The sequence below is a fragment of the Bacillus sp. ISL-41 genome, assembly GCF_018613235.1.
Classification (GTDB): domain Bacteria; phylum Bacillota; class Bacilli; order Bacillales; family Cytobacillaceae; genus Mesobacillus.
The window spans coordinates 234,960-259,715 of sequence record NZ_JAGGQP010000023.1; the positions used below are offsets into that span (position 1 = coordinate 234,960).

At 43.5% G+C, this 24,756-nt stretch carries 27 protein-coding genes; 22 read left to right on the top strand and 5 right to left on the bottom strand.

The genetic code is table 11. From position 1 onward, the window contains the following. Positions 1-119: 119 nt before the first annotated feature. Positions 120-2,177 carry a DUF4179 domain-containing protein gene (locus tag J7I80_RS11870; protein WP_214738569.1) on the top strand — a complete coding sequence of 686 codons (2,058 nt, stop codon included), beginning with the start codon at positions 120-122 and terminating at the stop codon, positions 2,175-2,177. Positions 2,178-2,248: 71 nt separating this feature from the next. Next, the gene (locus J7I80_RS11875) at positions 2,249-2,398 is read left to right on the top strand and encodes a hypothetical protein (RefSeq protein ID WP_214738570.1); all 150 of its coding nucleotides are present in this window, start codon (positions 2,249-2,251) and stop codon (positions 2,396-2,398) included. A gap of 145 nt (positions 2,399-2,543) precedes the next feature. Here J7I80_RS11875 and J7I80_RS11880 read toward each other — a convergent pair whose 3' ends face one another. Continuing rightward, positions 2,544-3,218 carry a DNA alkylation repair protein gene (locus J7I80_RS11880; RefSeq protein WP_214738571.1) on the bottom strand — a complete coding sequence of 225 codons (675 nt, stop codon included), beginning with the start codon at positions 3,216-3,218 and terminating at the stop codon, positions 2,544-2,546. A 35-nt stretch (positions 3,219-3,253) separates the two neighbouring features. Further along, the gene (locus J7I80_RS11885) at positions 3,254-3,814 is read right to left on the bottom strand and encodes a GNAT family N-acetyltransferase (protein ID WP_214738572.1); all 561 of its coding nucleotides are present in this window, start codon (positions 3,812-3,814) and stop codon (positions 3,254-3,256) included. Between the two features lie 172 nt (positions 3,815-3,986). Between J7I80_RS11885 and J7I80_RS11890 the strand changes: the two genes are divergently transcribed. Then, positions 3,987-4,421, top strand: coding sequence for a hypothetical protein (locus J7I80_RS11890; RefSeq protein ID WP_214738573.1), 435 nt, complete (start codon positions 3,987-3,989; stop codon positions 4,419-4,421). Positions 4,422-4,454: 33 nt separating this feature from the next. Here J7I80_RS11890 and J7I80_RS11895 read toward each other — a convergent pair whose 3' ends face one another. Next, the gene (locus J7I80_RS11895) at positions 4,455-4,613 is read right to left on the bottom strand and encodes a hypothetical protein (RefSeq protein ID WP_214738574.1); all 159 of its coding nucleotides are present in this window, start codon (positions 4,611-4,613) and stop codon (positions 4,455-4,457) included. Positions 4,614-5,059: 446 nt separating this feature from the next. On the opposite strand from J7I80_RS11895, the gene yiaA reads away from it, so the two are divergent. Continuing rightward, positions 5,060-5,530, top strand: a complete 471-nt coding sequence (yiaA, locus tag J7I80_RS11900; protein ID WP_214738575.1) for an inner membrane protein YiaA — start codon at positions 5,060-5,062, stop codon at positions 5,528-5,530. Positions 5,531-5,605: 75 nt separating this feature from the next. Here yiaA and J7I80_RS11905 read toward each other — a convergent pair whose 3' ends face one another. Beyond that, positions 5,606-6,628: a serine hydrolase domain-containing protein gene (locus J7I80_RS11905; protein WP_214738576.1), complete on the bottom strand. Its 1,023-nt coding sequence runs from the start codon at positions 6,626-6,628 to the stop codon at positions 5,606-5,608. 265 nt (positions 6,629-6,893) lie between these two features. On the opposite strand from J7I80_RS11905, the gene J7I80_RS11910 reads away from it, so the two are divergent. Further along, positions 6,894-7,466, top strand: coding sequence for a coiled-coil domain-containing protein 22 (locus J7I80_RS11910; RefSeq protein ID WP_214738577.1), 573 nt, complete (start codon positions 6,894-6,896; stop codon positions 7,464-7,466). A 121-nt stretch (positions 7,467-7,587) separates the two neighbouring features. Here J7I80_RS11910 and J7I80_RS11915 read toward each other — a convergent pair whose 3' ends face one another. Beyond that, complete coding sequence (locus J7I80_RS11915) at positions 7,588-8,028, bottom strand: YtoQ family protein (RefSeq protein WP_214738578.1); 441 nt, start codon at positions 8,026-8,028, stop codon at positions 7,588-7,590. Between the two features lie 889 nt (positions 8,029-8,917). Here J7I80_RS11915 and J7I80_RS11920 point away from each other — a divergent pair. The 17 genes from J7I80_RS11920 (at position 8,918) to J7I80_RS12000 (ending at position 24,724) form a co-directional block, all read left to right on the top strand. Then, positions 8,918-9,064 carry an FbpB family small basic protein gene (locus tag J7I80_RS11920; protein ID WP_214738579.1) on the top strand — a complete coding sequence of 49 codons (147 nt, stop codon included), beginning with the start codon at positions 8,918-8,920 and terminating at the stop codon, positions 9,062-9,064. Positions 9,065-9,093: 29 nt separating this feature from the next. Beyond that, on the top strand, positions 9,094-9,861 hold the full coding sequence (locus tag J7I80_RS11925; protein ID WP_214738580.1) for a TerC family protein: 768 nt from the start codon (positions 9,094-9,096) through the stop codon (positions 9,859-9,861). Between the two features lie 175 nt (positions 9,862-10,036). Further along, a complete protein-coding gene (locus J7I80_RS11930; RefSeq protein WP_214738581.1) occupies positions 10,037-10,585 on the top strand; it encodes a GNAT family N-acetyltransferase in 549 nt (182 codons plus the stop codon). A 23-nt stretch (positions 10,586-10,608) separates the two neighbouring features. Next, a complete protein-coding gene (locus J7I80_RS11935) occupies positions 10,609-10,875 on the top strand; it encodes a hypothetical protein (RefSeq protein WP_214738582.1) in 267 nt (88 codons plus the stop codon). Positions 10,876-10,984: 109 nt separating this feature from the next. After that, positions 10,985-11,962 (top strand): aldo/keto reductase, encoded by a 978-nt coding sequence (locus J7I80_RS11940; protein ID WP_251027726.1) that lies wholly within the window; start codon positions 10,985-10,987, stop codon positions 11,960-11,962. A 147-nt stretch (positions 11,963-12,109) separates the two neighbouring features. Continuing rightward, entirely contained in the window at positions 12,110-12,844 is a 735-nt protein-coding gene (locus tag J7I80_RS11945; protein WP_214738583.1) for a sulfite exporter TauE/SafE family protein, read from the top strand. A 444-nt stretch (positions 12,845-13,288) separates the two neighbouring features. Beyond that, positions 13,289-14,746: an ABC transporter permease gene (locus J7I80_RS11950; RefSeq protein ID WP_214738584.1), complete on the top strand. Its 1,458-nt coding sequence runs from the start codon at positions 13,289-13,291 to the stop codon at positions 14,744-14,746. 23 nt (positions 14,747-14,769) lie between these two features. Then, positions 14,770-15,468 carry an ABC transporter ATP-binding protein gene (locus J7I80_RS11955; RefSeq protein WP_214738585.1) on the top strand — a complete coding sequence of 233 codons (699 nt, stop codon included), beginning with the start codon at positions 14,770-14,772 and terminating at the stop codon, positions 15,466-15,468. Positions 15,469-15,606: 138 nt separating this feature from the next. Then, positions 15,607-16,386 (top strand): ABC transporter ATP-binding protein, encoded by a 780-nt coding sequence (locus J7I80_RS11960; protein ID WP_214738586.1) that lies wholly within the window; start codon positions 15,607-15,609, stop codon positions 16,384-16,386. 2 nt (positions 16,387-16,388) lie between these two features. Further along, on the top strand, positions 16,389-18,002 hold the full coding sequence (locus J7I80_RS11965; protein ID WP_214738587.1) for a hypothetical protein: 1,614 nt from the start codon (positions 16,389-16,391) through the stop codon (positions 18,000-18,002). Positions 18,003-18,172: 170 nt separating this feature from the next. Further along, positions 18,173-18,733 (top strand): TetR/AcrR family transcriptional regulator, encoded by a 561-nt coding sequence (locus J7I80_RS11970; protein ID WP_353050103.1) that lies wholly within the window; start codon positions 18,173-18,175, stop codon positions 18,731-18,733. Between the two features lie 71 nt (positions 18,734-18,804). Beyond that, positions 18,805-19,650: an SDR family oxidoreductase gene (locus J7I80_RS11975; protein WP_214738588.1), complete on the top strand. Its 846-nt coding sequence runs from the start codon at positions 18,805-18,807 to the stop codon at positions 19,648-19,650. 157 nt (positions 19,651-19,807) lie between these two features. After that, positions 19,808-20,722 (top strand): ABC transporter ATP-binding protein, encoded by a 915-nt coding sequence (locus J7I80_RS11980; protein WP_214738589.1) that lies wholly within the window; start codon positions 19,808-19,810, stop codon positions 20,720-20,722. Then, positions 20,719-21,669: an ABC transporter permease gene (locus tag J7I80_RS11985; RefSeq protein ID WP_214738590.1), complete on the top strand. Its 951-nt coding sequence runs from the start codon at positions 20,719-20,721 to the stop codon at positions 21,667-21,669. Before J7I80_RS11980 ends, J7I80_RS11985 begins: the two co-directional genes overlap by 4 nt. 75 nt (positions 21,670-21,744) lie before the next feature. Then, the gene (locus J7I80_RS11990; protein ID WP_214738591.1) at positions 21,745-22,446 is read left to right on the top strand and encodes a response regulator transcription factor; all 702 of its coding nucleotides are present in this window, start codon (positions 21,745-21,747) and stop codon (positions 22,444-22,446) included. Then, a complete protein-coding gene (locus J7I80_RS11995) occupies positions 22,443-23,825 on the top strand; it encodes a sensor histidine kinase (RefSeq protein WP_214738592.1) in 1,383 nt (460 codons plus the stop codon). Before J7I80_RS11990 ends, J7I80_RS11995 begins: the two co-directional genes overlap by 4 nt. A gap of 140 nt (positions 23,826-23,965) precedes the next feature. After that, on the top strand, positions 23,966-24,724 hold the full coding sequence (locus tag J7I80_RS12000) for a class I SAM-dependent methyltransferase (RefSeq protein ID WP_483297699.1): 759 nt from the start codon (positions 23,966-23,968) through the stop codon (positions 24,722-24,724). Positions 24,725-24,756 lie beyond the last annotated feature (32 nt).

Genomic DNA, 24,756 nt, shown 5'->3' on the forward strand with positions numbered 1-24,756 from the left:
ATTAGCCTAATGAAAGCAATATCAGCCAGCTTCCATTTTTTAAAAGATATCTAGCATAATAGGGAATTAAAGGTAAAATAGAGTTATATAGAAAGAGCGTGTTAAAAGGGGGGATGAACATGATTCCAGCAAAAATGGATGCCATCACAATCACCGCTGTTCAAGAAAAAGGGATAGATTCTGTCGTGGATTGGTTTGAGCTGCATAAGCAACCCTTTTATGCACTAGGCTGGTTTTACCTTCGCAATCAACAGCAAACGGAAGAGCTATTTTACCGGTCGATCATGAAAGTGCACAAGGAATTGCCTCGATATAGAAATGATACTTCATTTCCATTATGGGTTGCTTCGATTTTCATTGATATTTGCCGGGAGCTTTCGGACGATGAAGTCACGCTGGCATCAGATGAAGATGCTTCACATCATGATTTATTTAATGCACTTGATCAACTTAAGGATGCGGAAAAGGAAGCGATGGCCCTTACCTATGGCACAGGATTCTCCCAGGAGGAAGCTGCACATATTTTACGAGTTTCAGTGGATAAATTAAAAGAGTTATTGTTCTCCGGGACTCAGTCGGTCAGAAAACAATTGTACGAGACAACTTTTAACGGCTGTAAGGAATATCAGAAGAACTACATTGATTATCTGGAAAAAAGGATGGAGCGGCCGGAAAAAATAGAGTTCGAGATCCATCTTTATGAATGCCGGGAATGTCAGGAGGATTTGGCTGCCTTTCAGGATGTCACCCTTATGTTACATCATGCTGAGTGGATGAATGATTTGACAGTGCCGGAGAATTTGATTGCGAATATCAAAGAACGGTTTGCAAAAAAAGTGCAGCAGAGGCAGCAGAGATTTAAGAAGCTTAAAAAAGTTGCACTGGTCTTTGCAAGTGTTTGTGCCATCGTGATCGGGATTAGTTTCTTTACTGGCGTTTTTGCAAATGTCTACTATACTTGGACCGAAGAGGATGAGCAATTACGCACCTTCCTGCAGCGCAACCTTGGCCAAAGGGTGAACCTGGAAGCAGAAAGCGATGGCGTGAAAATCAAAATTAAAGGCGTGGTTGCTGATGATGCCCAAACACTTGTTTTTTATGAGATAGAAGATACCAAGGGCGACAATAAATATCTTATGAGCTATGAAGATGGCCTTTATGTTGAGAACGAATATCAAATCATGAGAAATGAAACGTATCCGAGATATTCTTTTCCGGACCTTGATGCCGAGATCAATAAACGAGATAAGAATGTGTTCTACGGAAAGGTCAGTCTGAAGCCGTTAGAAGAAGATGAGGCGGTAATCAAACTGAAAATCACACAAGTCCAGGAATTGGTAGCCGGAAATAATGGAGCAGGTATGGAAGTGGGCTTTAGGGCCAATGGTTATAAATCAGGCGAGTGGAAATTCGAAATTCCGGCAACTAAGCAGCCTTCCACAGAAATAGCTTTAACAGAACAAACAGTGATCGAGGGAATTCCCATTCGGTTAGAGAAGTTAACGATCGCGCCAACAGCAACTATTTTGCAATATGGCATCCGAGAAGTACAGCTAAATAAAAGGATCGATTTTCTTAACTTGGGTGATCTCGAAGTGAATGGTAAAAAAGTGAAAGTTGACGAATATGGCAGTGTCTTTTCACACACTCAGCAAGATATGGACTGGCGTACTTATCAAACGCAATTTGATTCGTTTTTTGGTGAGAAACCTGAAGAGCTGAAAATTCATTTTGAAACTGCCTATTTTACATTTGCAGACCATAAAAGCGTCGAATTGGATGTAGACCAACCACTTCCACAGACCTTTGAATATGCAGGAAGCACAATCAGTATTGATGAAATTGAAGTTGGACAGCCGACAAGGGTTGTGATAAGCAATCATGAAGTTGCCGATCGGGCCTTCGAAGCTCTTCACCTGAATATTGTCGATGAAAATGAACATGAACCGATTTCAACTGGGATGCAACAAGAAAGCGTACTCGTTGATAAAAATGGTGTTATTTACGATCCATATTCAGATCCGGTGGATTATGAAAAATTAGAACAGCCCCGGCATTTTGTAACAGTTCAAACCATAATGATAGACGGAGTAAACGTGGTTCCTAAGAGGCTTGATATTTATGGATATAATTCAATGAGGTATTTGGGTGATGTTATGAAGATCACACTGAAATGATCAGTGGAAAAAGGACAGTTCTTATGTTTAGCCCGCAGAGCTCCCAATTAAATTATTAGGAGGCTGAAAATATGAAGCTATTCATGCAAGCGGCCGCTTGGTCAATCGCACTTCATATAATCTACTTTCTTAGTATGTTTGGAATAGGCTACATGAAAACGATGAACTATACACCAGATATCGAAGGCTCATGGAAAAGTGTTGATACACTTCAGAATTAGGTGGCTTTCGGTATGACGGGTTCTCCTCTTTTCTTCATCTTTACCATTATCGGAATGACGTTTTTCTGTGAAATGGTCATCGTTTTATATAGGAAAGTTAAAAGAGCACAAGGATAAAAATGCCCTGTGCTCCTTTATTCTGTCTTCACTTCTTGCCAATATGCTTCAAGGCTTCTCTTCGGCTTAAGTTTGAAAGAGGTAGCCTGTTCGTCATCTCTAAGACTTTCTCAGGGTTTTGCTTAGCGTATTCTCTCAGAGCCCAGCCGATGGCTTTATTGATGAAGAATTCTTTTGTATGGCAGGTTCTCGAGATAATATCCTCGAGCATGGCCACATCGGTTCTTTCTTTGTAGCCTAATTGAAATAATATGCAGGAACGGATCAGCCAGATGTTATCCGAGGCGATCCATCTGTCGATAATTAGTTGCCGATGCTGCGGGAATTTTTCAAGATAATATCCGAAATGCTTTTTCGCGATATGGTCTACCGTGTCCCACCAAGGCTTGGTCGTGATGATGTATTGAAGAAGCTGGAGATCCTCTTCGGTGAACTGTTTTTTCATTAAATCTAACAGGTAAGCCCCGCTAATCTGCATTTCTCGTTCTTCCAGTTTCCACAGGGAAGATATGACCTCATGTAAGTCTTCCTTTGCAGGGAGGCCATAAGTCTTCACATGCTGTTTGAAAACCTCCTGCATCTGCGGAGCTCTTAAACCAATGTATTCAAATTGATTCCTCATGTATTTAGACAACCTGACTGCTTCCGTACTATTCCGATGTTTTAATGCTTCCTCATATAATGCTTTAACGTAGTTGTTCATCTTTTCCTCACCATCATTCAATTGAATTGCTTTCTCTATTTTACATATAGCTCTCTGAATTCATCTTCCAAGATACTCATTTTAATACAGTCATGGTATTTATGATTGTAGTAGAGATAATCGCGTTGAATTCCTTCCTGTTTGAATCCCAGCTTTTCGTACACATGGATGGCCCGGGGGTTGTAAGCAAAGACCTCGAGCTCGATCCGATGCATGTTCAGTATGCCAAATCCATAATCCAGCATGAGCGGCATGACTTCACTGCCATAGCCTTTGCCTTGGTACTCACTTTCAATCGCAATGCGAATGTTGCAGTTTCGGTTGATGGGATCAATATCCTGTAGAGCGATATCCCCAATGACCTGATCGGTGTCTTTTAACGCAATGAGCAGCAGGACACTCGAAATATCCTGTGATTTGGCCTCGATGTAACGCTGAATACCTTCTTTGGTAAATGCCCGTGTCGTGCCCGTGAGCCTCCTGACTTCAGGGTCAAATAATTGCTGGAAATAGGTTTCCGTATCCTCGAGACTGAGCGGCCTTAAATACAATCTGTCGCCAATAAGCAGCCTCACAGGTTTTGAATTGTTTTTCATATGATATCCTCCGAATAATTTGTTATAGATGTAATTTCTATAAAATGCTCGTCTTTTCCTTTTTTGTCAATTTCCAAAACGCCACGTTGGCAACTAAAACTTATATTAGAAGGATTATAAATGATAAAGTCGAAATCTAATTCTATAGACTTCGGACATGAGGGGACAATTGATGAGGAAATTAGATAAGTCGTATTTAGGCTGGGGCATTTCGTTGGTTGCATTTCTTGTCATTAGTGTGGTTGATCAAACTGTATTTATTGGAGTTTGGCCTTCGACTTTGCCAGTCATACTCCTTGTTACACATGCTCTTTATTTTAAGGAAGAAGTGAAGAGGAAATGGAGAATTCCTTATTGGGTATTCGCCTTGCTTTTCTTAACCATTTTATACTTTTCTATCCCACAATTAACCTATAATCAGGCGAAGGAAATCGTCATAGAAAAATATGAGATTATAGACGAAAAAGAGCAGACCATACCTGTGATGGATTCTGGATTTCATCCCTTTGCCTATACACGCTTCTATTCGTTTAAGTTCAAAGCAGGGGATGCAGAACAGCGGATCATGGTGAATCCGGATACAGGGAAGATCATCGTCCTGAGATAATTTGCAAAGAAAAAACCACACTCAAAGTGGTTTTTAATCGCGCATAGAGCCTGCTTCTCGGGAAGTCATGGCCCCTTGGCCTGCAGCTACATCTTTCTGTATCTGCTGTTTTACTTTTTCAGCATCTGTTTCTGAATATCCAGGTTGCATAGAAGATCCTGAATATCCTTTTACTTGTTGATTTTTCTCCATGAAAATCCTCCTTCGTTTCCGGTCTTATTATTTACAAAGCTTTGTTTATCATTCATTGTTGATTTTCGGTGTAGGCATAAGCGGAGAGTTTCCGTCTATTATCTATAGAGGGTGCTTTTGAATCCGAAATAAGAGGAGAGATTCCGGTTATAGTTTAAAAAGGGCACTTAGGAAGCGGAAATAAGCGGAGCTTTTCCGGTTAGTTGTTAAAAATAAGCCAAAATCCGACGATTTGGATGAAATAAGCGGAAAAACGACTCTTATTTTTAAAGAATTATAGGTCTTTTCCGATTTAAGCGGAATTTTTCCGTTTAACTGTGCATTTGCTCTCTCCTTTTTGACGCTGATTTTAGAAAAAATAACAAATTTATCTATTATTTGTAAACAACTTCTATATAATGTATTTAGATATAAGCCATATTTGTAAAAGCTGGAGGAGAGACTTGATGTCAAATGAACATGATTTATCATTAAATAAAGCGGTTGAAACAAAGCCGAAAGTGAAGGTGGAGAGGAAAGAGGGAGAACCAACCTCAGCATTTAAGGGGGCTTCATGGGGAGCTCTGTTAATTGGTGTTTCGGCTTATTTGATTGGTTTATTCAATGCGGGGATGGAGCTGAACGAAAAAGGATATTATTTTGCCGTATTGGTATTCGGGCTCTATGCAGCTGTATCCTTGCAAAAAGCAGTGAGAGATAAGGAGGAGGACATACCGGTTACCAATATTTATTACGGGATCAGCTGGTTTGCGCTTATTGTCTCTATTTCATTAATGGCGATTGGTTTGTACAATGCAGGGAGTATTATTTTAAGTGAAAAGGGATTCTATGGAATGTCCTTTGTCCTCAGTATTTTTGCGGCCATTACGGTTCAGAAGAATATCAGGGACACGCAGCGAGCGAAAGAAAGAGATTGATGAGTAAAGCGGGTCGTGATTGAGACCTATTGGCAATACAGGGACGGTTCCGCAAATGGAACCGTCCCTGCTGCGTTAGGCCTTTACTTGCAATGTCTCTTCGATTGTTTCGAGGATATCGTAAGCTCCGCTTGATTTATTGGAGCATACTGTTGCAATGGTTTTGGCAGCTGGATAGTAGCCGGAATGGAAGCTGACTCCCGGGTCATAGCCCATGACATGGTATTTAAAAATGTCATCGTCCTGCTTCTTAATCCAAACTCCGTATCCATAATAGCCTGTGTCATTGACTTGTGCGTGGGGAGTCAGCAGGATGTTCAAGGTGTCCTCTTTTAGCAAAAGCTGGCCAAGAAGCGCCCTCCACAGTTTGCTCATGTCATCTGCGGTGACATAAGCTCCTCCGTCTGAACCGCCTTTCACCGGCAGTGAGTAGATATTGGTTTTCCAGCTTCCATCAGGCAAGTCGATATAACCTAAAGCAGTACTTGAAGGCAGAGCGTCAAAGGAAAAGTAACCAGAATCCATCATTCCTGCTTTTTTAAAAATATATTCCTCTACATAGGCAGTGAATTGCATACTGGAGGCATGTTCCGCAATAAGCCCCAGCAAAATATAGCCTGCGTTATTATAGTGAAAGGATTCCCCCGGGGTGAATTTCATCTGCTCATCCTGGAACATTGGCAGGAAGTCTTTAAGGCTCCTGATGTGATACATCGGTCGCTTAATCCACAGCTCTTCAAAGTCCTCCATGATTTCCTCATCAAAATAGTCAGGAACACCGGACGTATGCGTCAGTAAATGGTGGACCGTGATTTCTTCACTGAAACTGGGAAACTTAATATCAAGGCAATCTTTCAGTCTAGTATCAAAACTGAGCTTTCCATCCTCCACTAGCTGGCAGATGGCAATTGCCGTGAAAAGCTTACAGCCAGAAGCGATTCCGAAACGGGTTCCCAGGTTGTTTTTTGATTGATCCGCCCGATTTGCATATCCATAGCTTGCAGTTGCAGCGTCACCGTGCCCATCCTGCACCATGACGACTCCTGAAAAATCTACCCTGGACTGAGTCTCTCGAATGGCTTCTCCTAAGTTATTCATGTTAATCCTCCTTACCTTATCTACTATAAGGGTATCATTGAGCGTGTATAGATTATAGTAAAATATGACAATAAGTGGAATCTATGGATACCTGGCAGAGAATCGTTTCCTCAATATCAAGAAAAAATCAGCTGCTTAAGGATAACGGCGTCGAGAATTACCGAGTATCGAGACTTTAAAAAGTCAAGGAAGTATATGGGGGAAATTGGTGTATGGCGAAGGACTTTTGAATGACTTGGCAGAACTATATAAAGAAGGAAAGGGGATGAATAGCATAAAAAAATTACTGCTGTTGATCGTTTGTTTCATACCAATCATGACAGCTTGTACCGATACCGAAACAGTTGATCAGCTTATTAGTGAGAAAGAAACATTAGCCGTGGATCTTACTGAGAATAAAGAGGAAATTGAAACGTTAAAGAAGAAAATATCCGAGCTGGAAGCGCAGCTTGAAATACATCAAAAAGAAATTGACCTGTTTTCCCAAATAAGCTACCTGTCCAGAGAGTTTGTAAAGGCACATACCATAGGGGAAAAAGAAGCAGTGCAAGCACTTCTGTCTGACGAACTTATCCTGGTGGAAAGAGATAATAAGTTATTGGTCAAGGGCAAAGATAATTATGAATGGCATCTGTATTCTGCCGATAATGGCCAACTGGATGACTGGGTTATTCAGGGGTTTCGGTATCTTCCAGACCAAGATGCCTATAGGGTCCATATAAGAGAATTTATCATTGATGCAAGCGGTGAGCCAGTCATTCCCCCGACATTCTTGAATCTGACATTTAAATTAATCAATGACGAATGGAAAGTTACCGGAGTGGAATTTGATGTGTAAAAGGAATAGAAGCATAGGGTTGGTGAACCCTATGCTTCATTTTTATTAAAGAAGATTAGAGACGCACCCTAGGCTTCCAATCTTATTCAAAAAGCTTAGAGACGCTCCTGAGCTTCCAATCTTATTCATAAATATAACTGATGACATCCAGTGCCTGGTCAACGGTTTCTACCGTAACATTCGCTTTATTGGATAGTTCTTTTAAGGGGTGAATCAAGGATTCTGGTCTAACAATAATAGTAGGTTTGTTCATCGTGATGGCGGCGCTGGCGTCCATCGCAGTGTTCCATTGTTTGTACTTTTCGCCGAACAGGGCAATGACAATATCAGATTTTTGCATTAAAACCTGTGTCCTGAAGTTGTTGATATCAGAGGCAGCATCGTCCTTATACACATTGCCAGGCTGTTGCCCGAGAATATCCTCGCCAATATTGTCCGAGCGATCATGGTTCGTCTGTGGTCCGACGAATACCAAAGGCAGGTTCTTTTCCTGCGCCTTCTTTGCCAGCTGATCCCGCCAATCATCGTGAATCTGCCCAGCTAAATAAACCGTTAATTCCATCGTAACACCCTCCATTTGAATAGATTCTCATTCAATCATATAAAACTTTACTGATAATTCAAAGGAATTAGGATGCGGGGATGATCGCAATGGAATATGGTGAAGAGTGAATACTAAAGAAACCGTTTATGTGCCCTAACTAGGAGGAATTGCGGGTTCACGGTCACATAAATGAGTTTTATGTGCCCCAACTCGGAGGAATTGCGGGTTCACGGTCACATAAATGAGTTTTATGTGCCCCAACTCGGAGGAATTGCGAGTTCACGGTCACATAAACAGGATTTATGTGCCCCAACTCGGAGGAATTACGGGTTCACGGTCACATAAACAGGTTTTATGTGACCCAACTCGAAGAAATTAAGAGTTCACGGTCACATAAACAGGATTTATGTACCCCAACCCGGAGGAATTACGAGTTCACGGTCACATAAACAGGATTTATGTGCCCCAACTCGAAGAAATTAAGAGTTCACGGTCACATAAATGAGTTTTATGTGCCCCAACTCGGAGGAATTGCGAGTTCACGGTCACATAAACGAGATTCGAAGCATGGGGACGACTCTGACATGGAAGAAGCAAGTTTTACGCCCGCATGTTACCTATTGACAGAATGCCTGGCCATGAATTATATTGAATTTACATTATTTGAATAGTTCTCCTAAAGGGGAGTAGCTTTTACAACAGAGTCGTCATTTCGGAGGTTTGATATCTCCCGGCTTTGTTGGCAACGATGACGTTGTTAGCAAGACCTTTACCGTTTTGGTAAAGGTCTTTTTGTTGTTTTGAGACCTTTACCATGTCTGGTAAAGGTCTTTTTCTATATATGGACCGCAGGCAAATAAACAGGAACTTTCAATAATAGCAAACTATTGAAAAGGGGCTGGTGTAGGTGAAAAAGAAAAAAGTGACTTTTGAGGAATTGCTGAAGGCTAATAGGCTCGAGCTGATGGAGGATGAAAAGCAGCTGGAAAAAATCGAGGAGCGTATTGAAGCCAGGCGTTTGAGCAATGTCAAAAAATCCGGAAATGCATCTTAATAAACAGAATTTTAAAGGGGGATAAATAATTGGAACTATCGATTTTATTTGAATACGGTTGGGTATTGCTGCTATTGATCGCTCTTGAGGGCCTGCTGGCAGCGGATAATGCATTGGTATTGGCAATCATGGTAAAGCATCTTCCCGAAGAAGAGCGCAAAAAAGCACTATTTTATGGTTTGGCAGGAGCATTTGTTTTCCGATTTGCTTCGTTATTCATCATTTCGTTTTTGGTCGATGTCTGGCAGGTGCAGGCAATAGGAGCCCTTTACCTGTTATTCATCGCGATTAACCATATCGTCAGAAAGCTTTATTTTAAAAAGGTGGAAGACAACAACAATGCTGCTGAGAAAAAGAAATCAGGCTTCTGGGCTACTGTTTTCAAGGTAGAGCTTGCAGATATCGCGTTCGCGGTTGATTCGATTCTGGCGGCTGTTGCCCTGGCGATGACTCTTCCGAACACCAATCTTCCGACTATTGGCGGAATGGATGGCGGCAAGTTCCTTGTCATTTTTGCCGGAGGGTTAATCGGTTTGATTATCATGCGTTTCGCGGCCAACCTCTTTGTAAAGCTGCTTCATTCAAGACCGGGTCTCGAAATCGCTGCTTTTGCGATCGTCGGCTGGGTAGGCGTCAAGCTGGCGGTGTTAACATTGGGACACCCAGATATCGGAGTGTTATCCTACGATTTTGCTCATTCCAAGGAATGGAAGCTGTTCTTTTACAGCGTATTAATTACGATAGCAGCAGCCGGCTGGTTCCTGACGAAGGAAAAGAATCCTCAGGAAGCTGTGTGAGCTCTGAAATTCTACAAATGAACGATGCCACCGAAGCGCAGGGACATACCCTGTGCTTCTTTCTGTTGAAAAAAGGTTTTTTCTACCTTTTTGTTGAATACATTTCTACCGAGTGTGATTAAGGTTATTGTACATCCGCGACATGGATGGTTGATTACGTTGAGGAGGAACTCCGATGATTTATGATGATACTAAAAAGACAATCACTACCGATAGGCTGGTACTAAGATTATTTCAGGAATCGGATGCCCCGGCAGTCACGAGGCTCTGCAATAATTACAATCTTTATAAAAGCACTTTGAACCTGCCGTATCCGTACTCTATCGAGGATGCTTTAGGGTGGATCGCACAACATCAGGGTAATTTTAACGCTGATCGATTTTACGAGTTTGCAGTAACGGATAAGGATAGCGGAGAGTTATATGGAGCAGTGGCCCTTTCCAATAACCAAAAGTTCAGCAACGGGGAAATAGCTTATTGGATTGGAGAAGAGTTCTGGGGAAAAGGAATTGCGACAGAGGCAGCACAGGCTGCTGTCGATTTTGCCTTTGAGGTTAAGGGCTATCACAAGGTTTATGCCCGCTATTTTCAGTCAAACCCGGCGTCCGGAAAAGTCATGCAGAAATTGGGCATGAAAGAAGAAGGGATTTTGATTGAACAGGTGAAGAAAGAAGGCCGATTTGAAGACCTAGTTTGTTATGGGATTATTCATTCTGCAGGATGATTAGTGAAGGGAGTGAGGCGGGGATGAAGGAAAGGTTGCAAGGATTTGTGATTATTGGAGCTTTACTCATTTTACTGGGTGTGATTTTGACTTTTTACAGTGTGGCCTTTGGTACGTCGATGGCTGACTCCTGGCTGGCCAGCCGCGGAGGAGCGGACACAGGGTATTATCATATTATTGTCACGAGTTATATCAATGCCTTTTTAGTTGCTGGAGGAGTCGCGCTGGGGTTTGGACTGGTGTTGACTAGTGTGACAGCTTACAAACTCATGGACATATTGGAGAGCTGAAGCGTGGGGACGTACCCTGTGCTTCTTTTTTTGTTTGCGCCTTCCATTATAGTCTTTTCTTTTAATATGATAGAATGTCTTGCAAAGAGTTTTAAGGAGGAAGAAAGATTTGAAAAAGCTGCCTATTAATGAAAATGGATTGAATGCTTCACAGCTTGTGTTTGGATGCATGGGGCTTGGCGGGGGCTGGGACCGCAGTCCAATCGAGCCGGAACATGTCAAGCAGGCACATGAGGCGGTCGAGGCTGCGTTAGAGTCTGGAATCAATATGTTTGATCATGCTGATATTTATACTTTGGGAAAAGCAGAGAAAGTCTTCGGGCAGGTTTTAAAAGAAAAGCCCGGACTTCGTGAGGAAATCATCATCCAGTCGAAATGCGGCATTCGTTTCGCTGATCAAGAATCTGGCCTGCCCGGCAGGTACGATTTTTCAAAATCATACATACTCGACAGTGTGGATGGCATTCTTTCAAGGCTTGGCATTGAATACCTGGATATCCTGTTGCTGCATCGTCCTGATCCTTTGATGGAACCGGCCGAAGTGGGCGAAGCTTTTCATCAGCTAAAAGCTTCCGGCAAGGTGCGTTCATTCGGTGTTTCCAATATGAGTGCAGGTCAGATTCGTATGTTGCAGAAGCATACCGATGAGAAAATCATCATCAACCAGCTGGAAATGAGCTTGAATAAAATCGGCTGGCTTGAGACGGGTGTCCATGTCAACCAGGATGCCGCACGCCAAAACACCTTCCCTGAAGGGACTATGGAGTTCATGCAAACGGAAGGAATTCAGATTCAATCTTGGGGTTCCCTTGCTAAAGGGCTTTATTCTGGTAAAAATATCGAGAATGAAAACGAAAGCGTCAAGCAGACGGCGGCCCTGGTGCAAAAGCTTGCAGAAGCGAAACAAACCACACCAGAAGCCATCGTGCTCGCCTGGCTGATGAGGCATCCAGCCGCCATCCAGCCTGTCATCGGAACGGTCAACCCAGCGAGGATCAAAGCATGTGGAGACTCAGTCAACATCACCCTCAGCCGTGAGGAATGGTATTCATTGTATGTAAGTTCTCGAGGTGTAAGACTGCCTTAGGGAAAGAGAGATTTTTGTGAGCCAGCAGAACCATTCTGCTGCTCTTTTTTTGTTTATGTATAACTATTTCTTATGGATAATTATTAATTTTATTAAATTTTCTTATTGAAGGTGCGCGAATATAATAAATTAAGGAGGTGTAAAAATATGGATTATATCATTCTCTTTTTCATTGGAATCATAGCGACGACGATTGGAACTTTGGCGGGAGGAGGAGGCTTAATCAACTTGCCTTCCATGCTTGTTCTGGGCATCCCGGTGCACTCTGCAATTGCCGCTAATAAAGTATCAAATACGGTCAGCTCGTTCTCGAGCTTTTATCACCTTTATTGGGAAAAGAAAATTACATTCAAGGAATCATTCTGGATTATCCCGGTCAGCCTGATTGGCGGGGTGAGCGGCGGGTTCATAGCCTCAAAAATTTCAAGTGAAGACATGTATATGGTGGCGATTGGCTTGCTGATTTTTGCCTTCTTCGCCTCTTTTTTAGGGAAAGGAAGCATGTCAGGTGATCAGCCATTAAAGCCTTCTGGTAAAAGTGTCCCGGGGTTATACGCAATCGGGATTTATGATGGACTTTTTGGGCCAGGACAGGGAACGCTCTTGCTATGCTTGTTTGCTCATTTGAACATCGCTTACATCCGGGCGGTCGGGTATGTCCGGCTTGCCACGTTTTCAAGCTGCTTAGGCGCAGCGATTACCTATATATCAACTGGAGCTGTGATCTGGCCAGTGACCATCGCCCTGATGCTGGGGTCAGTGACGGGAGCTCAGATTGGCGTGCGGATTGCCAGCAGGCTGAACCCCAACTATGTCAAACCGATCCTGCGGGTAATGACAGTGGCACTTGTTGTACAGATCTTTTTGGAAAAAGTGGTGTGAGTGGAACACCTGTTTATTGAAAGATTACTTGGTGCCCATACTCTGTAAAAGTCTCATCAGCCAGAAATAAATCTCGGGCCAACCGTTAAATAAATCGTCATAACCGTATAAATTTACGAGCCAACCGTTAAATAAATCGTCACAACCGTTAAAAAAACGTCGCCAACCGTTAAATATGCTCCTAATTGGTATTCAATTCCTTTAAAAGTAGCTCCGACTGAATAAAAATGTCTCAAAAACAGTAATAAACATTTCTCAGCAAACCTGTTTTGACACTTTGATTGGCCCTTTCCTATTTGGTAAGGGTTTTTTTAGTTGTAAGAAAAAGAGAAGAATAAAAATGTTCTATTTTTGTTTCATAGTAGGTAACAATCCGGTCATATATTGTTCATATTTTCCACTTAAGCTTATCCTTGTACTCATTTTGGTAAAAGGAGAGAAATTATGAATTTTTTTAAGCGATCGTTTTTAAGTGTGAAAGCCAGGAAGGGAAAGAGTCTGCTGCAAATCTTTGTGTTTTCGGTGATTTGTGTGCTTGTCCTGGCGGGTCTTTCCATCCAGACTGCGGCAAAGAAATCCAGTGATCTTGCCCGTCAGAAGCTTGGAGCGGATGTTACGCTGCAGGTTGACATGGAAAAAATGCGTGAGAAGATGCAGGCCGAGCAAGCAAGCGGTGAACGCCGCCGGATCCAGTCCACTCCGATTCCGGTGGAGACAGCGAAAGAACTGACCTCGTATGAACAAATCAAAGGGTATAATTTTTTCTCATCAACTACTGCTTTAGCCTCGAATTTTGAACCAATCACGGACGAAGAAAGTGAACCGAATGAGGATAGCACTAACACTCAAGCAGAAGGATCTGGTGGCAGGATGGGCGGAGGCATGGCCCAGGGTGACATCAGTCTGCAAGGGGTGAGCTTTACCGATTCTACTTCGGAATTCATGGACGGTACAGCCACTATCGTAGAAGGGGACCATCTAACAGAAGAGGACCAGGGGAAAAATATAACCCTTATTGAACAGACGCTTGCAGAAGAAAATGACTTAAAAGTAGGCGACACAATCACAGTGTCGAACCCAAGGGATGAAACGAGCACACTGAAGCTGCAAATCAAAGGTATTTATTCCACAACTTCCACTGTCGAACAAGGGATGGATTTCACCGCCATGATTCCTTATAACAAGTTGTATGTGCCGTATACAGCTGCCGCTACGCTAAAAGGCAGTGACTATGAAGGCAGTATCGATAGCGCCATTTTTTACATTGATGATCCTGCTGAGATGGAAAGCTTCATCACCCAGGCGCAAAAAGAGAGCAGCATTGATTTCGAAACCTTCAAGCTAGATGCCGATGACCAGCTGTATCAGCAAATGGTTGGTCCAATTGAGAATGTTGCCAGTTTTTCTAATAACATTGTCTATCTGGTATCGATTGCCGGCGCGATTATTTTAGGGCTGATTGTCATGATGTCCATCCGTGAGCGGAAATATGAGATGGGGGTTTTGCTGGCGATTGGGGAACGACGCTGGAAGCTTGCAGGACAATTCATCGTTGAGATTTTGCTCGTTGCAACGGTTTCCCTCGGTATTGCAACAGTCAGTGGGAATGCAGTGGCTAAACAGGTAAGCGATCAGCTTTTAAAACAAGAGCTGCAGGCTGCAGAGCAAACCACTGCACCTGAATCATTCCGCGGCAGAGGCATGGGCTTCGGGGGTGGCAATATGCCAGGCGGTCAAACCGAACAGGCCGAAACGATTGAGGAAATCGACGTGAGTGTGACTGGCGATGACTTAACGCTGCTTGCCATGATTGGAATGCTGATTGCGATTGTATCGGCACTGCTGCCATCCTTGACTGTATTACGATTACAGCCTAAAGCGATTCTGAGCAGGCAGGATTAATTTTTTTAAAAGGAGATGAAAGAATGAGCACATTGTTAGCATTTCAGAACATCAGTTACTGGTATAAGCTAGAAAACAAGAAGCAGGAAATTCTCAAAAATATAGATGTCAACTTTGACAGGGGAACCTTTTACACGATCATCGGCCCGTCAGGTTCAGGTAAAACGACATTCCTGGCGCTGGCCAGTGCATTGGATGTGCCGAAGGAAGGGGCCGTTTTATATGAGGGAAAGGATATAAAGAAAGTTGGACTCACCAAGTTCCGCAATAAATATGTTTCGATTGTCTTTCAATCTTATAATCTGCTGCCTTATATGACCGCATTGCAGAATGTGACGACCGCTATGGAAATCACCGGCTCAAGCCATAAAAATAAAAAGGACTTTGCCTTGAGCATGCTGGAGCGAGTGGGGATCACCTCGCGGCAGGCGAAGCAAAAAGTGCTGACCTTAAGCGGCGGACAACAGCAGCGTGTTTCAATTGCACGCGCACTTTGCTGTGATACGGACTTGATTGTTGCAGATGAACCTACTGGCAACCTGGATGAAACGACTGCGGGCGAAATCGTGAAGCTACTCCAGGAATTAGCACATAATGAAGGGAAATGTGTGATTGTCGTGACGCATGATCAAAACATCGCAAACATGTCGGACGTTACAGTTAAGCTGTCAAAAGGGACTATTTCTCTTACCAGCAGAGAACATCTTGTGACAAATAGCTAGCCAGGAAGAAGCGTTACCAACCCTTATCTTATGGATAAGGGTTTTCCTATATTATACCCCACATACCATTCCAGTATTTTACTACTATGTTAGAATGAAAATATGGTATTTTAAGCCATTTTTAAAAGGGGGAGAGTCATGTCTTCGGAAGTATTATCGATCACCGGCCTGATGAAATCGTATGGCAGCAAAGAGGTGCTGAAGGGGATCGATTTAAAGGTTGATAGAGGAGAAATCATTGGATATATAGGGCCGAATGGCGCGGGTAAAAGTACGACGGTAAAACTGATGCTTGGTCTCGAGGAAGGGTATTCTGGCAAGATTGAGGTTTTTGGAGAGGATATCGCTGGGCAGGGCGGCAGCTATAAACAGAGAATCGGTTATATCCCCGAAACGTCGGAAATGTATGATTCACTAACTGCCCAGGAGTATTTGACGTTCGTGGCCGAGCTGTATGGGATGGATTATGACGATGCCGACCGGAAAGCGGAGCAGCTGTTTGATGTGTTTGGCCTTGGTGATGTCTATCATTCTCGGATTTCGTCTTTTTCGAAAGGAATGAGGCAGAAAACATTGATTGTTTCGAGCTTCTTACATAATCCGGATTTGCTGTTCCTTGATGAACCGCTGACGGGACTGGATGCGAATAGTGTGATGGTGTTCAAAGAAATTCTTGCAAGGTTTGCGGCTGAAGGAAAAACGATTTTCTACTCGTCCCATATCATGGATGTCGTTGAGAAGATCAGCAACCGGATTGTCCTGCTGCACGGAGGCCATATTGTGGCGAATGGCAGTTTTGAAGAATTGAAGACTCAGAGCAAAGAAGGCTCACTCGAAAGTATTTTCAACCAGATGACCGGTTTCCATGAGCATGAAGACCGTGCTGCTGAGTTTGTATCCATTGTCAGGGAGGGGTGACGATGGAGAACTTTTTAATCTTAAGGCTGCTTGATTTGTTCAAGCCTGCCTTTTTAAAAATGGGTGTTGAGTACAAAACGATGCGGCGGATTCTCCAGGTCAAGCTGACGATGGACCAGCGCCGGAAGCCGACGGTGTTCAGCCAGTCCATGAAAAAGAAGGATAAGCCGGAGAAAAATGAATTCTTCAAATCATTGTGGATTTATGGTTTTTTTGGATTGATGCTGATTCCGTTTTTATTTTTAAAAGATAATTATCTGTTCCAGGTTTCAATCCTGTTCAGTATCTTCATGTTCATCATCATGACGACACTGATTTCGGATTTTTCATCGGTCTTGCTCGATTTGCGGGATAAAAGTGTCCTCGATACGAAACCAGTCAAGTCGAAGACAGTGAGCATGGCAAAATTGCTGCATGTGACGATTTACTTGCTGTACATTACCCTTGCCACGACGCTAATCCCGCTGGTGGTCAGTGTGATGTTCAAAGGGTTTCTTTTCTCAGGGCTGCTGCTTGCTTCATTCGCGTTGGCGGATATTTTCATCATTGCCTTCACGGCCTTGCTCTATTTGTTTATTTTAAGGTATTTTGACGGCGAAAAGCTGAAGGATATCATCAATTATGTCCAGATTGCCCTATCCATAGGGATTATGATTGGCTACCAGGTGGTGGCGCGTTCTTTTGAGTTGGTCAATCTCGATTATCAACTGGATTTTGCTTGGTGGCAGTTGCTGCTTCCGCCCATGTGGTTTGCCGGCCTGTTCGATGTCCTGCTTGGGGGCAGCAGGAGCTTCGGTAATCTGATCTTGACTCTTTTTGCAGTTCTGGGCCCTGTTGTGTCCATCTTTGTGTATGTGAAGATGATTCCAGACTTCGAACGCAATTTGCAGAAGCTGACCGCTCAGACCGGCAAGAAAAAAGCGAGCAGCAAGTGGAAGGTCTTCCGTTCCTTGCCGTTCCTTATCTCCAAAGAGGAGCTGCCATTTTTTCGGTTCACGAGGATCATGATGAAAAATGAGCGAGATTTCAAGCTGAAGGTGTATCCTTCACTTGGCTTTGCTGTGGTGGTTCCGTTCGTGTTCATGTTCAACAGCTATTCAATGATGAGTTTCGCTGAATTCGCTGCGAGCCGTTCCTATTTGACTATATATTCGGTCATGCTGGTCATCCCGATGTCGGTCATCATGCTCGCTCATTCTGGTTCATATAAAGGCAGCTGGATTTATCAGGTCGCTCCGGTGAAAAGCTCGGGAATCATCAATAAAGCGGCATTGAAGGCATTCCTTTTCCAGCTGTTCTTGCCGTTGTTCCTGCTCGTATCGATTATGTTCAGCTTCTTGTTCGGACCGAGAATTATGGATGACCTGATTGCCGTATTCTTAGCGGCATTGATCTATACACTGTTGTGCTACCTGGCAGGAGAAAGAGAACTCGCTTTTTCACAGCCTTTTGACGCTGTAAAGCAGAGTGGGGATATTAAAGTATTTCTCCTGTTCCTAATCATTCCATTGTTTGTCGGACTGCACTTTTTAGCGTTGAAGGTGCCATTTGGTGTATTGGGCTATGGAGTTCTGTTGCTTGTATTGAATTTGGTGTTATGGAAGAAGTTGAAGTGAAGCACGGGGATCCTGTGCTTCTTCTTTTACTAAAGAGGCTGCTCATTGGGCAGTAATAAACGGGATTATCTCTAACAGTAGGCGTTTATCCCGATTGACACAATGTTTTCACCATTACTCATGAATTATGTAGACCGATTGTTATAATATAAATATGTGGGGTGAGTGACGTGAAGGAGACTTCAAGGGATAAATTGATCAGTGCAGCATCACGGCTGTTCCAGATGCAGGGGTACCATGGTACCGGCCTGAATCACATTTTAAAGGAAAGCGGTGCTCCGAAGGGTTCTTTATACTATTACTTTCCCGATGGAAAGGAACAGCTTGCTGTTGAGTCTGTTCAGTTAACTGCGCAGCATGTCAGGACCCGCATTGAGCGGGGGCTAGATCAAGAAAAGGACGCTGTTGAAGCGATTCAGGGTTTTATCGAAGAAATGGCAAAGCAATATCAGAATGACGGGAGCCAGGAAGGAGTCCCGATTGCGGCAGTTGCCCTTGAGACCGCTCTTTTCAGCGAACCAATCAGGAAAGCATGCCAAGGTGGATATGAAGGTTTCCAGGAGGCTTTTGCCGAAAAACTGCTTCAGTCAGGTTTTGAAGAAAGCAGGGCAAGGGAGCTTGGAATCGTCATTAATTCATTGATTGAAGGCGCCTTTTTGCTGTCTTTTACCACGGGGAACAATGAACCCTTGCTATTGGCAGCTAAAAATATTCCGGCACTCTTAAAGTAAGTAGTGATGAATTTTTTGAAAGTAAATTATATAGACTGGTCTACAAAATATTTTGATAAGGTGGAAGGAACATGACGATCTTAGTGACTGGTTTCAATGGTAAGGTTGGTTATGAAGTAGCGGAGATATTAAAGGCGAAGCAGACCCCTACGAAATGTGCTGTCAGAAATGTGGAACAGGCGAGGGAGCGGCATGGTTCCGAGTTTGATTTTGTGGCCCTCGATTTTTCAAAACCGGAAACCTTTGGGAAAGCATTGGAAGGAATAAATGGGATTTTCCTGATGTACCCGCCTGGAGACCGTATCGAGTTTGAAGCCTTTATCACACGGGCTAAGAAGCAAGGCGTCAGCCATATCGTCTACCTTTCAGTGAAGGACGTCCAATTCATGCCATTCATCCACCATTTTAAAAATGAAAAGTTAATAAAGAAGGCCGGGATTCCGTATACATTTTTGCGGGCAGGCTATTTCATGCAAAATTTAAATGACTTCTTATATAAAGAGCTGAAAGAGCGGAAACGCATATTTGTGCCTGCTGGAAAAGGCAAGACGAGCTTTGTTGATGCCAGGGATATTGCCGAAGTGGCAGTGATTGCCCTGAGTAACCCAGCAGGGCACAGGAATAAAAATTACGTTATTACCGGAAATGAAGCGCTGGATTTTTATGAAGTGGCAAGGATCATATCGGAAGTGATGAATACAAAGGTTGAGTACAAAAATCCTTCAGTGAAAGAATTCAAAGATTATATGATTTCCACAGGAAATGATGAAAGTTTTATCAATGTTGTTGCCGGCATCCACATTCCGACTAAATTGGGTCTTGCAAAAGGCATAAAGGATGATTTTGAAAAAGTAACTGGAAGGAAGCCGTCCAGCATCAGGAAATATATCGAGGATTATAAAGAAGTGTGGCTTTAGGGATTATTAAAAACTTCTGCAGATGTAAAGAATGGAGAGTGACCCAATGGGCGCTCTTTTTTTCGTGATCATAGATTTTAATAATTTATTAATAATTTGATAAGGGCATTTTAGGGACTTGCTAAGAGAATAGAATGTGAAAGGGAGGTAATGAGCTATGAAAAAACCGATTGTTGAGATAAAGAATTTAAAGAAAGTGATTGGAGATAAAACGATTATCCATGGAATCAGCATGGAGGTGTTTCCTGGTGAGGTGTTTGGGTTCCTTGGGCCTAACGGTGCGGGGAAGACGACGACGATCCGGATGATGGTCGGGTTGATGGGCATTACAGAGGGCCAGGTGCTGATCAATGGGTTCAGCATTGAAAAAAACTTTGAGAAGGCGATTTCGCATGTTGGCGGAATCATTGAGAATCCTGAGATGTACAAGTTCCTTTCAGGTTACGATAACTTGCTTCAATATGCCCGGATGGTGCCGGTTCCTGTGAAAAAGGAAAGAATCAATGAAATTGTGAAGCTTGTCGGATTGGAGAAACGGATTCGTGAAAAGGTCAAGGGCTATTCTCTCGGAATGAGGCAGAGGCTGGGACTTGCGCAGGCATTATTGCATTCACCTTCTTTATTGATTCTCGATGAGCCGACAAATGGCCTGGATCCTGCCGGGATCAGGGAAATCCGCACTTATATCAGGAAGATTGCCCATGAGGAAGGAATCGCTGTTTTTGTATCCAGCCATATGCTTTCTGAAATGCAGCTGATGTGCGACCGGATTGGGATTATCCAGGAGGGGCATCTGGTAAGCGTGGAAAGCGTCGAGGATTTTGTCGGGGATAAGGTGAACACGGTGATTGAGGTTGAACCGATTGAAAAAGCCAGGGCATTTGTTGAAAAGACACTTCCTGAGCTCAATCCAAAGATTAATGGAAATGAGCTGCTGGTTTCAGCCAGCCGGGAAAAGGTGCCTGCTCTTGTTAAGGCGCTGGCGGAAAATGAGTTTAACATCTATAAAATCTCTTCCGGGAATAAGACATTGGAGGAAAAATTCCTGGAAATGACGGAGGGGAATAAATGAGTCATTTTTTCAGGTTAGTTCATAATGAGAATATAAAGATTTATAAACGGATGGGAACATGGGTGATGGTCGGAATCCTGGTTCTCGTCGTGGCCCTTGTCGGTATACTTACAAAGTTTGTCCTGGACCCTGGCAGCAATGCCGACTGGAAGGCAGAGCTGAGCGCTGAAAATGCACAGCTTATAGAGAGTCTGGAATCTGCACCATTGCTTGAAGCGCAAAAGCGATTGTTAAAGGAAAGAATCGCTCTGAATGAATACCGGATTGAACATGATGTGGAACCAATTAAGCGAGATTCACTTTGGGGCTATATGGTGGATGCGACGACATTCACCGGGATTGCGGCTTTGTTCACGATTGTGATTGCCGCGGGGATGGTTGCGAGTGAATTTTCATGGGGGACAGTCAAGCTGCTGCTCATTCGCCCGGTCAGCAGGACGAAAATCCTTCTGGCAAAATATGCTTCAACCTTGCTTTTCGCACTATTGATGCTTCTGTTATTGTTCAGCACATCTTTTCTGTTTGGAGTCCTCTTTTTCGGCTTCGGCGGTGCGGAAACTCCGTATCTGTCCTACAGCAATGGAAGGGTCATCGAGCAGAATATGGTTACCCATATTATTGAGCTGTTCGGTTTCAGAAGCATCGACCTGATCATGATGGTGACTTTGGCTTTCATGATTTCGACTGTGTTTCGCAGCAGCTCGCTCGCGATTGGAATTTCGCTGTTCCTGATGTTCACGGGCCCGCAGCTCGTCCAGCTTTTAAGCCAGTACGACTGGGCAAAATACATCCTGTTCGCGAATACGGACTTGCAGCAATACACAACGGGTACACCGCTTGTTGAAGGAATGACGATGACTTTCTCCATTGTGATGCTGTTGGTTTACTTTGCGCTGTTCGCTTTTCTGTCACTGTACATTTTTAAAAAGCGGGACGTTGCGGCTTAAGTATAACTATGTTATGAAAGAGGAAACCGCTCTTAGTGGTTTCCTTCAATTTTTTTAAAATAGGACGGTAATGACATGGAAGAAGATTTGATCTTGATTGTGGAAGATGAACGGGAAATTGCCGAACTTGTCCGTGATTATCTGGAGGCGGAGGGGTTCCGAAGCATCTTGGCTTTTGATGGGCTTGACGGGCTGAACCAATTTAATGAACATCAGCCTGCGGTGGCAGTGCTTGATGTCATGCTGCCAAAAATGGACGGAATCGAGCTTTGCCGCAGGATCAGGGCGGAGTCGAATATTCCGATTATCATCATGAGTGCGAAAAAGAGCGATACCGACAAGATCATCGGACTCGGGATTGGTGCTGATGATTATGTGACCAAACCGTTCAGCCCGGGAGAGCTTGTTGCAAGGATCAAGGCGCAGCTAAGAAGATTCAAGCATTTATCCGTTCAAAAGGAGCCTGAAAATGTAATCAGATTCCCGGGGCTTGAGATTAATTTGAAAGAATACACGGTGTTTTCAGCAGGAAATCAGGTCGAGCTTTCGGCAAAAGAGTTCCAGCTGCTCGCGTTCATGGCCTCCAATAAAGGCCAGGTATTCACAAAGGAGCAACTTCTCGAAAATGTTTGGGGCTATCAGCATGTGGGTGATACGAACACGATCACCGTATATGTAAGAAAGCTGCGCGAGAAGATTGAACTTGACCCGTCAGAACCACAATATATCAAGACGGTCTGGGGAATCGGCTATAAATTCGATGGTGGAAGCCGATGAGATGGGGACTGAAGCCGCGGCTGATTTTCGCTTTTATCAGCATTATCGTGCTGCCGATTGTGGCATCGATTTTGTTTATAGCATTATTTTCTGCAGGTATGGACCAACAGGCAGGGAATGAGGATGAACTGGATCTTCTCTTGTCTGAGGTCAAAAGTACGATTGACGAGAATGCAGGGTATCTTGCAGAACCTGATTTTTTTTACAAAAAGGTAAGGCCCCTCCTGGAAAAATATGATATTGAGCTGAAGGTTTTCTCCGCTGATGGCGATCCTGTATTCAATTCGGCAGCCCATCAAAGAAGTGACGGAGCATCTATATGGCCGGATAGGCTCAGGAAGTTCAATGTGGACATACTGACCCAGGAACATGGCGGATTATCTGCTGAAATTCAGGCTAATTCCTTTTCTGTGCCGCCATTCAGGCAGTTTCAAGAGATTATCTATGCAGTTCTTGGCGGGGCTGCGGTCGGTTTGACCGTCCTGGCCGCTCTCATTTTATTGTGGACATGGTATATTTCGAGGACGGTCCTTCACCCTTTAAAGGAAATATACAATGCGACTGAGGAAGTCATTGAAGGGAACCTGGATTATAAAATCAGATATGCAAGACAAGATGAAATCGGCCGGTTCATCGAGGGATTCAACCTGATGCGTGACCACCTGAAAAAGTCGATTGAGCAGCGGCAGCAATATGAACGGGCACGAAAGCAGCTGATTGCCAGCATCTCGCATGATCTCAGGACACCGTTAGCCTCGATAAAGGGCTATGTAGAAGGGCTGGAAGACGGGATTGCCAGGAATGAAGAGATGCAGAAGAAGTATTATCGGGTCATCAAATCAAAGACCGACCAGCTGGACAGGCTGATCGAGGACTTGTTCGAATTCTCCAAGTTCGAGCTTGATCAGCTCTCGATTGATAAGAGTCTTGTGAACAGCTCCGAGTTTTTCGAGGAGTCCTTTCATAGTGCTCAAATGGATTATGGCGATGTAGACCTGGTTCTGGCTGGCCCGCTGCCGTCGGTCAGTCTGAATATCGACAGCGGCAGAATCAAGCAGGTATTGGCGAATTTGATTGATAATGCCGTCAAGTACGGCGGGACGAAACTCGTAATGAAAATTGAGAAAAAGGGCGGTTTTGTGGAGGTAAACATAAAGGATAACGGACAGGGGATTCATGCAGAAGATCTGCCATACATCTTCAATGCCTTCTTCCGCGGAGAAAAATCCCGATCCAGAGAATCCGGCGGGACGGGACTCGGTCTTGCGATTGTGAAATACATCATCGAAGCACATGGCGGAGAGATTTACGCTAAAAGCGAGCCAGGAAAAGGCAGCGAATTTACTTTTACATTGCCTTTGTATCTGAGACAGGGGTGAAGCATGGAAGCACGGGGACGTACCTTGTGCTTTTTTTGTGCAATTCTCGGGAGTTTTTCTTTATTTTCAGAAAATGAGGGATCCTTGATGGAATAATATGTTAAAATTCGAATGAAATCTTAAATGAATTTGGAGCGATTATATTGTCAATTGATATCATTAAACAAAACAAACAAAGCTGGGATACAGTAGCCCATCATTTTGATGGTAAGGATGCATTGCCCAGCTACGGTCCATTTGCCCAGACTGAAGAGGAGTTAGGGTTGTTTGGCGATCTCAGCAATAAAAAAGTCCTTGATATCGGCTGTGGAAGCGGCCATTCACTAAGATATATGGCCGACAAGGGTGCGAGCGAACTTTGGGGAGTTGATTTGTCTGAGGCTCAAATAAGAACTGCAGAAGAAACTCTTAAGGATGTGGAACACAAACTTTTTTGTGCACCAATGGAGTCTGATATTGGACTGGCAAAGCAATACTTTGACGTGGTTTACTCTATTTATGCAATCGGCTGGTCGACTGATCTTGCTGCCACGTTTGAATTGATCCATTCTTATTTAAAGCCTGGTGGCGCCTTTATATTCAGCTGGGATCATCCATTATATGCTCATTTGAAAAGCCGGAATAGTGAAATCTATCTTGATGGGTCCTATCAAAATGAAGGGGTCACGCAGTACGAAAATTTTAAAGGAGAGGAAGCACCGGTAATTATTCCTAACAGAAAGATGGCCACTTACATAAATGAATTAATTAAGGCGGGTTTTACGATTGACTCTGTGATAGAAAGCGAAGTTTCATCCGGATTTGATGGAGCAGATGAGGAAGTATCTGATCGTTATTATTCTTTATACAAAGCAAGAAGATTTCCGACGACTATGATTATTAAATCTATAAAAGGGTGAATTGAAACGACACCCTTATGCAGAAGGAAGAA